Source organism: Arthrobacter crystallopoietes BAB-32 (assembly GCF_000328305.2).
GTDB classification, from domain to species: domain Bacteria; phylum Actinomycetota; class Actinomycetes; order Actinomycetales; family Micrococcaceae; genus Crystallibacter; species Crystallibacter crystallopoietes_A.
In genome coordinates, this window is the sequence record NZ_ANPE02000236.1 from 1 (window position 1) to 6903 (window position 6903).

A 6903-nucleotide genomic window follows, 5' to 3' on the forward strand; every position below is an offset into this window, starting at 1 on the left:
GCGGGCGGAGGCGGCGCTGCGGGCGCGTGTCCAGTACGACGGCGTGGTGTCGCCGGCCGTGCGGCAGCGCACTGCGGCGCTGGGGGAGGAGGATTTCACCCGCGGCCCAGCCGAGCGGCGTGCCGAGCTGCAGCAGGCGCGGCTCGGGCTGCCCGCCCTGCCGACCACGACCATCGGCTCCTTCCCGCAGACCGGCGAGGTCCGGCGTGCCCGGGCCGCCGTCCGCAAGGGCAGCATCACGCAGGCCGAGTACGAGCAGTTCCTGAAGGACGAAATCGCCCGCGTGGTCGCGCTGCAGGAGGAGCTGGGGCTGGACGTGCTGGTGCATGGCGAGCCGGAGCGCAACGACATGGTCCAGTACTTCGCCGAGAACTTCGACGGTTTCGCGGCCACCGAGCATGGCTGGGTCCAGTCCTACGGGTCGCGCTGCACGCGCCCCGCGATTCTCTGGGGCGACGTCTCCCGGCCCGAGCCGTTCACCGTCCCGTGGACCAGCTACGCGCAGTCGCTGACCCGGCGGCCGCTGAAGGGCATGCTCACCGGCCCGGTCACCATCCTGGCCTGGTCCTTCGTCCGCGACGACCAGCCGCTGGGCGAGACCGCCAACCAGGTCGCGCTGGCGCTCCGGGACGAAATCGCCGACCTGGAGGCCGCAGGCACCGGGATTGTGCAGGTGGACGAGCCGGCTCTCCGGGAACTGCTGCCGCTGCGCGCCGCGGACCAGCCCGCCTACCTCGACTGGTCGGTCCGCGCCTTCCGGCTCGCCACCTCCGGCGTCCAGGATGCGACGCAGATCCACACGCACCTGTGCTATTCCGAGTTCGGCGAGGTCATCGCGGCCATCGACGCCCTCGACGCGGACGTGACCAGCATCGAGGCCGCCCGCTCGCGCCTGGAAGTGGTTGCGGACATCGCCGGCTTCGGCTTCGGCCGCGGCATCGGCCCGGGTGTCTACGACATCCATTCGCCCCGCATTCCGTCGCAGGAGGAGGTCGCCGGCCTGATCGACACCGCGCTGGCCGGCATCCCCGTCAGCCGGCTGTGGATCAACCCGGACTGCGGGCTGAAGACCCGCGGCTACGAGGAGGCCGTCCAGTCCCTGCGCAACGTCGTCGCCGCCGCAAAGGCAGCGCGCGAAGCCCTGGCCGTCCGCGCCTAACCGCCGGCAGCAGACTCCGAAGAGAAGGAGCCCCTTCCCATGAGCATCCCCGACGACGGTATCGCCACCGCGCAGATCCACGCCGGCTATGAGCCGCAGGGTCCGCATCGGCCGGTCGCCGTGCCGCTGTACCAGAGCGCCGCCTACGAGTTCCCCGACTACGAGTCGGCGCGGCGGATGTTCGCCCTGAAGGAGCCGGGCTTCACCTACACGCGGACCGGCAATCCGACCGTCGCCGTGCTCGAGCAGCGCCTGGCCGCCCTCGAAGGAGGGGTGGCTGCCCTGGCGACGGCCACGGGCCAGGCTGCTGTGGCCGTTGCGCTGCTGGCGCTGGTCAGCGGCGGACAGCACATTGTCGCCTCGTCGAAGCTGTACGGGGGAACGGTCGACCTGCTCACCGACACCTTCGCGGACTTCGGGATCGAGGCCAGCTTCGCGGACCCGGCGGATGCCGGAGCCTGGGCCGCTGCAGTGCGCCCGCAGACCCGGGCGTTCCTGACCGAATCGATCGGGAATCCGCTGGCGGGCCTGCAGGACCTGCCGGCCCTGGCCGCGGTGGCGCACAGCGCCGGCGTGCCGCTGGTGGTGGACAACACCCTGGCCACGCCGGTGCTGTACCGGCCGCTGGAACTGGGCGCCGACGTCGTTGTCTACTCGGCAACCAAGTTCCTCGGCGGGCACGGGACGTCGCTGGCGGGAGCGGTGGTGGACGGTGGCCGCTTCGATTTCGCGTCCTACCCGGACAAGTGGCCGCAGCTCACCCGGCCCAAGCGCCGCTACGGCGGAGACACGCTCTGGAGCCGCCACGGCCACGGAGCCTACCTGGCGCTGGCGCGGAGCAAGTATCTCCACGACCTGGGCCCGTCGCTGTCGCCGTACAACGCCGCGCAGATCCTCCAAGGGCTCGAAACCTTGGACATCCGGGTGGCGCGGCACGTAGCGAACACCCGCGAGGTGGTGCGTTTCCTGGCCGGCCACCCTGCGGTCGCCCAAGTGCACCACCCCTCGCTGCCCTCCAGCCCGGACGCAGCCGTAGCCGCCCGGGATTTCCCGCGCGGCACCGGAAGCGTCTTCTCCTTCGACCTTGCGGCGGATCCGGCGGAAACCGGCCCGTTCATCGACCGGCTGCGGCTGTTCAAGCTCGTGGCCAACGTCGGAGACACCCGGTCCCTGGTGGCGCATCCGGCGGCCATGACGCATTGCCGGCTCACTCCGCAGCAGCGGGCCGCGGCCGGCATCGGCGAGACCACCATCCGGCTCTCGATCGGCCTGGAATCCGCCGCGGACCTGGTGGCCGACCTGGCCCAGGCCCTGGCCCCGCTGGCAACCGAACGTCAGGCGTCCGGCGCCCCCGCCGCCGTCGTCAATGTCTAGAAGGAGAGGCCGACATGCACCTCAACGCCGCCCGCTACGCCGGGTTCAACACCACCGCGATCCACGCCGGGCAGGACCCGGACCCGCTGACCGGCGCTGTCATTCCGCCGATCTACCAGACCTCGACCTTCGTGCAGGACGGGATCAACGTGCTGCGCTCCGGGCACGAGTACAGCCGCGGCTCCAACCCCACCCGCAACGGCTTCGAAACCCAACTGGCGGCGCTGGAACACGGCGCGGCCGGCTTCGCGTTTGCCTCTGGGCTGGCCGCAGAGGACGCCCTGCTGCGCGCGCTGCTGCGGCCGGGGGACCACATCGTGCTCGGCGGGGACGGCTATGGCGGCACCAACCGGCTGGTCAACCACCTGCTGGGACCGTGGGGCGTGGCCAACACCGCCGTGGACATCACCGACTTGGCCGCTGTGGCCGCCGCCATTCGGCCGGGTGAAACCGCGCTGCTGTGGGTGGAGACGCCGTCCAACCCCCTGCTGCAGATCGCCGACCTTGCCGGCTGGGCGGCATTGGCGCACGACGCCGGGGCCCTCCTCGTCGTCGACAACACCTTTGCGTCCCCCTACCTGCAGCGGCCGCTGGACCTCGGCGCCGACGTCGTGGTCCACTCCACGACGAAGTACATCGGCGGACATTCCGATGTCCTTGGCGGCGCGGTGGTGGTGGCGGACACGGATTTCCGCGGCAAGGCGTTGGCCGAGGCGGTCGGCTACCAGCAGTTCGCCGGCGGTGCCGTTGCCGGACCGCAGGACTGTTATCTGGCCGCGCGGGGGCTGAAGACCCTGGGCCTGCGGATGGAGCGGCACGACAGCAACGCCCTGGCGCTCGCCGAATGGCTCCGGGACCAGCCGGGCATCGCTGAGGTGCTCTACCCGGGCCTGCCCGAGCACCCGGGGCATGAGCTGGCGGCGCGCCAGATGTCCGGCTTCGGCGGGATCATATCGCTGCGCTTCGCCGCCGGGGAGGCGGCGCCCGCACATTTGCCGAGTCCACGAAGCTGTTCGCGCTCTCCGTCAGCCTCGGTGGGGTCGAATCACTGGTCTGTTACTGCTCGGAGATGACCCACGCCTCGGTCCGCGGTACGGAGCTGGCGGTGCCGACGGACCTGGTCCGGCTCTCCGTTGGCGTGGAGGACGTCGCGGACCTGCGCGCCGACTTGGCCGCCGGGCTGGAAGCCGCCGCCGCGGCGGGCTGGGAAGAGCGGCTGCTCGTAGGCCAGTGACCACCGAAAAGCGCGTCCGTCCTAGTGTTCCAGCGCTGGCGCCCGACACTAGACTGGTAGCGGCACCGCTGGTCTGCGGTAAGGCCGTTGAATCGCTTCTCACAAGGGGGAACCACATGCCAGGCGCGGACGCGGAAAAGAATCCGCCGTTCAACGATCCCAAAAATCCGGGTTGGTACACCGAGCCGCAGTCCGGCCAGCAGGGCACGCCGGCGCCGCCTGCCCCGCCGTCGGCCGCGCCAGGGAACCCCTACGCTTCCCAGCCGACGGTCTACGACAACCCGTACGCCTCGCAGCCGGCGCCGACGGGCAACCCCTACGCCTACCAGCCCGGTCCCGGCATGGAACCGGCGCAGCAGCACAACCCCTACGGCGGCCCCGGCTACGTTCAGCCGCCGTACTACGCGCCGCCGGCAGAGTCCAAGGGCCTGAGCATTGCCGCGCTGGTCTGCGGCATCGTCGGCGTGGTGAGCTTCGGCTTCCTGTTCCTGCCGCAGATTGCCGCGATCGTCCTCGGGCACATCGCGCTGGGCCGCGAACCCGGCGGCCGCGGCATGGCGCTCGGCGGCCTCATCATGGGCTACATCGTCACCGGCCTCTGGGTGCTGCTGCTGGCCATCGGCGTGATCGCCACAATGGCCGAAGGAGCCTGAGCAGCCAGCTCGAAACCGGAACGGCGGCCCAAGCCGAAGCACCACGCTTCCGGCTTGGGCCGCCGTCGTTCTCCCAGGCGCAAAAAGGGCTTAGCGGACGCCGCCCATGATTTTCTTGAGCGACGGTGCGGCCGCAGCCAGGGCAATGCCGAGGATGATCGCGGTCACCCCGATGAAGCCGAAGTACGGGACCTCGTTGGCCGGATCGTAGTAGCCCGCGAGGATGCCGGCCAAGGTCGTGCCGAGCGAGATGGACAGCAGGAACAGCGCCACCATCTGGGTCTTGAAGGCCGCCGGCGCCAGCTTGGTCGAGATGGAGCTGCCGGTGGGGGACAGGAACAGCTCGGCCATGGTGAACAGGAACAGGATGCCCACCATCGCCAGCAGCGGCGTGCTGTTGGCGCCGCCGCCGGCCAGCGGGATGAACGCCAGGAAGGCCACGCCCATCACGGCCAGCCCGATCGCGAACTTCAGCGGCGAACCGGGCTGCTTCGGGCCCAGCTTGGTCCAGACGGCGGCGAAGATGCCGGCGAAGATGATGATGAAGACCGGGTTGATGGACTGCACCCAGGTGGCCGGCATCTCCCAGCCGAACAGCGACCGGTCCAGCTGCTTATCCGCATACAGCGCCACAACCGTGAACTGCTGCTGGAAGAGCGCCCAGAACGCCGCCGAGGCGATGAACAGCGGGATGAAGGCGTACACCCGCCCACGCTCCACGGGCGTGACGCGCTTGCTGGAGAGGATCACCACGAAGTAGATGGCAGCGGCGATGATCGCCAGCCACGCCATGATCGGGGCGAGGTTCTCCGCGGTGACCAGGCCCAGCGCCACGGCCAGCACAATGAGTACGACGGCGGCAATCGCCACGGCGGCCATCTTGCCGTAGCTGGACCGCGCCAGCGGGTTGGAGACGTGGTGGGCCTCTTCCGGGAGGTTCTTCCGGGTCAGCGCGTACTGGCCCAGGCCGATCGCCATGCCTAGTGCGGCCAGCCCGAAGCCGTAGTGGAAGCCGAGGCTGACGTGGGCCAGGCCGGTGAGCAGCGGTCCGACCAGGCCGCCGATGTTGACGCCCATGTAGAAGATGGAGAAGCCGGCATCGCGCCGCTCGTCCTTCTCCCCGTAGAGCGAGCCGACCAGCGAAGTGGCCGTGGCCTTGAGTCCGCCCGAGCCGATGGCAACCAGGACCAGGCCGATGGCCAGCCCCACGGCGCCGGGCACCAGTGCGAGGGCGATGTGGCCGAACATGATCATGATGCCGGAGTAGAAGAGCACCTTCTCGGCGCCGAGCAGCCGGTCCGAAATCCAGGCGCCGAGGATGCTGGAGAGGTACACCCCGCCGCCGTAGGCGCCGACCAGGCCGGTGGCCAGGCCTTCGTCCAGGCCGAGGCCGCCATCCGCGACCGAGAAGTACATGTAGTACAGGAGGATGCCCTGCATCCCGTAGAAGGAAAAGCGTTCCCAGAGTTCTACGGAGAAGAGGTTGGCGAGCATTCGGGGGTGCCCGAAGAATGTTTTGCCCTCCGCGGTTTGTGACACGCGGGTTGAGGGTGAAGTTTGACTCATTCAGTCGATTTTGCCACTCCGGTACATTCAATGTCATATTCTTGGTTGCCCATAGCAACCAGTGATATGGCGTTGCCCCTTGTCAGCGCACTGTTTCGAGCTGTGCGGCGACTGTCAGCAGCTGCGCTTCGGAGCCGGGCCGGCCGATCAGCTGGATGCCCATGGAGAGCCCCTTCGGCGTGGTCAGCACGGGGACCGCGATGGCCGGCAGCCCGCAGACGTTGACCATCGAGCTGAAGGGCGAGTACTGGCACTGGCGCATGTAGTCGACCTCGGCGCTGTGCTCGGTGTACCAGCCCACCGGGCGCGGCGTCATCGCCAGGGCCGGCGTCAGGACCAGGTCGAAGGCGGAGTACTGGCTGACCGTGTCCTCCTGGAATTTCGCGAGGACGGCCAGGGCCTGGTCCAGTTCGCCGGCACTGCGTTCCAAGGCACGACGGCGGAAGCCACGGGTCAGCGGCATGAGCTGCGGTTCGCGGCTGGCCGGGATCCGCACATGCGCCAGTCCCGAGGTCCAGGCGGTGGTGAAGGCCTCGGGGTAGCGGTTGTCGTAGCGGAAGTCGGTGTCGAGGACATCATGGCCCAGTCCGGTCAGCAGTCCGACGCCGCGTTCGAACGCCGCCTTGGCCTCGGGCTCCAGCCAGAGCGGATAGCGGGTGGCGAAGGGCGAGGCGGTGCTGGCGCCGATCCGGAACCGGCCTTCGGCGCGGCGTGCGGCTCCGAGGAAGTCGGGTTCCGGGCCGAACTGGACCCGGGCGAGCGGCTCGTCCACCATCGCATCGAGGAGCAAACCGGCATCCTCCGCGGTGCGGGCCAGCGGTCCGGCCACGACGAGCCGGCCGGGATCGTCCCCGGCGGATCCGGCCGGCACCCGGGCGCGGCCGGGCTTCAGGCCGACCAGGCCGGTGGCCGCAGCC

5 protein-coding genes and 1 pseudogene are annotated in these 6903 nt (G+C 69.8%); 4 read left to right on the plus strand and 2 right to left on the minus strand.

The features are described 5' to 3' along the window. The 4 genes and pseudogenes from metE to D477_RS23020 all read left to right on the plus strand — a co-directional run. On the plus strand, positions 1-1159 hold a 1159-nt coding region (gene metE / locus D477_RS17980; protein WP_005273021.1), incomplete at its 5' end, for a 5-methyltetrahydropteroyltriglutamate--homocysteine S-methyltransferase. Positions 1160-1198: 39 nt separating this feature from the next. Then, positions 1199-2533 carry an O-acetylhomoserine aminocarboxypropyltransferase/cysteine synthase family protein gene (locus D477_RS17985; protein ID WP_005273025.1) on the plus strand — a complete coding sequence of 445 codons (1335 nt, stop codon included), beginning with the start codon at positions 1199-1201 and terminating at the stop codon, positions 2531-2533. A gap of 14 nt (positions 2534-2547) precedes the next feature. Further along, positions 2548-3767: pseudogene (locus tag D477_RS17990) on the plus strand (cystathionine gamma-synthase). Between the two features lie 116 nt (positions 3768-3883). Next, entirely contained in the window at positions 3884-4420 is a 537-nt protein-coding gene (locus D477_RS23020) for a DUF4190 domain-containing protein (protein WP_005273028.1), read from the plus strand. Between the two features lie 90 nt (positions 4421-4510). On the opposite strand, the gene D477_RS18000 is transcribed toward D477_RS23020, so the two are convergent. Together D477_RS18000 and D477_RS18005 are read right to left on the minus strand one after the other, a co-directional pair. Further along, positions 4511-5986: a peptide MFS transporter gene (locus tag D477_RS18000; protein ID WP_043847603.1), complete on the minus strand. Its 1476-nt coding sequence runs from the start codon at positions 5984-5986 to the stop codon at positions 4511-4513. Positions 5987-6068: 82 nt separating this feature from the next. Further along, positions 6069-6903: amidase family protein (locus D477_RS18005; protein ID WP_005273036.1), on the minus strand; the 835-nt coding region annotated here is incomplete at its 5' end.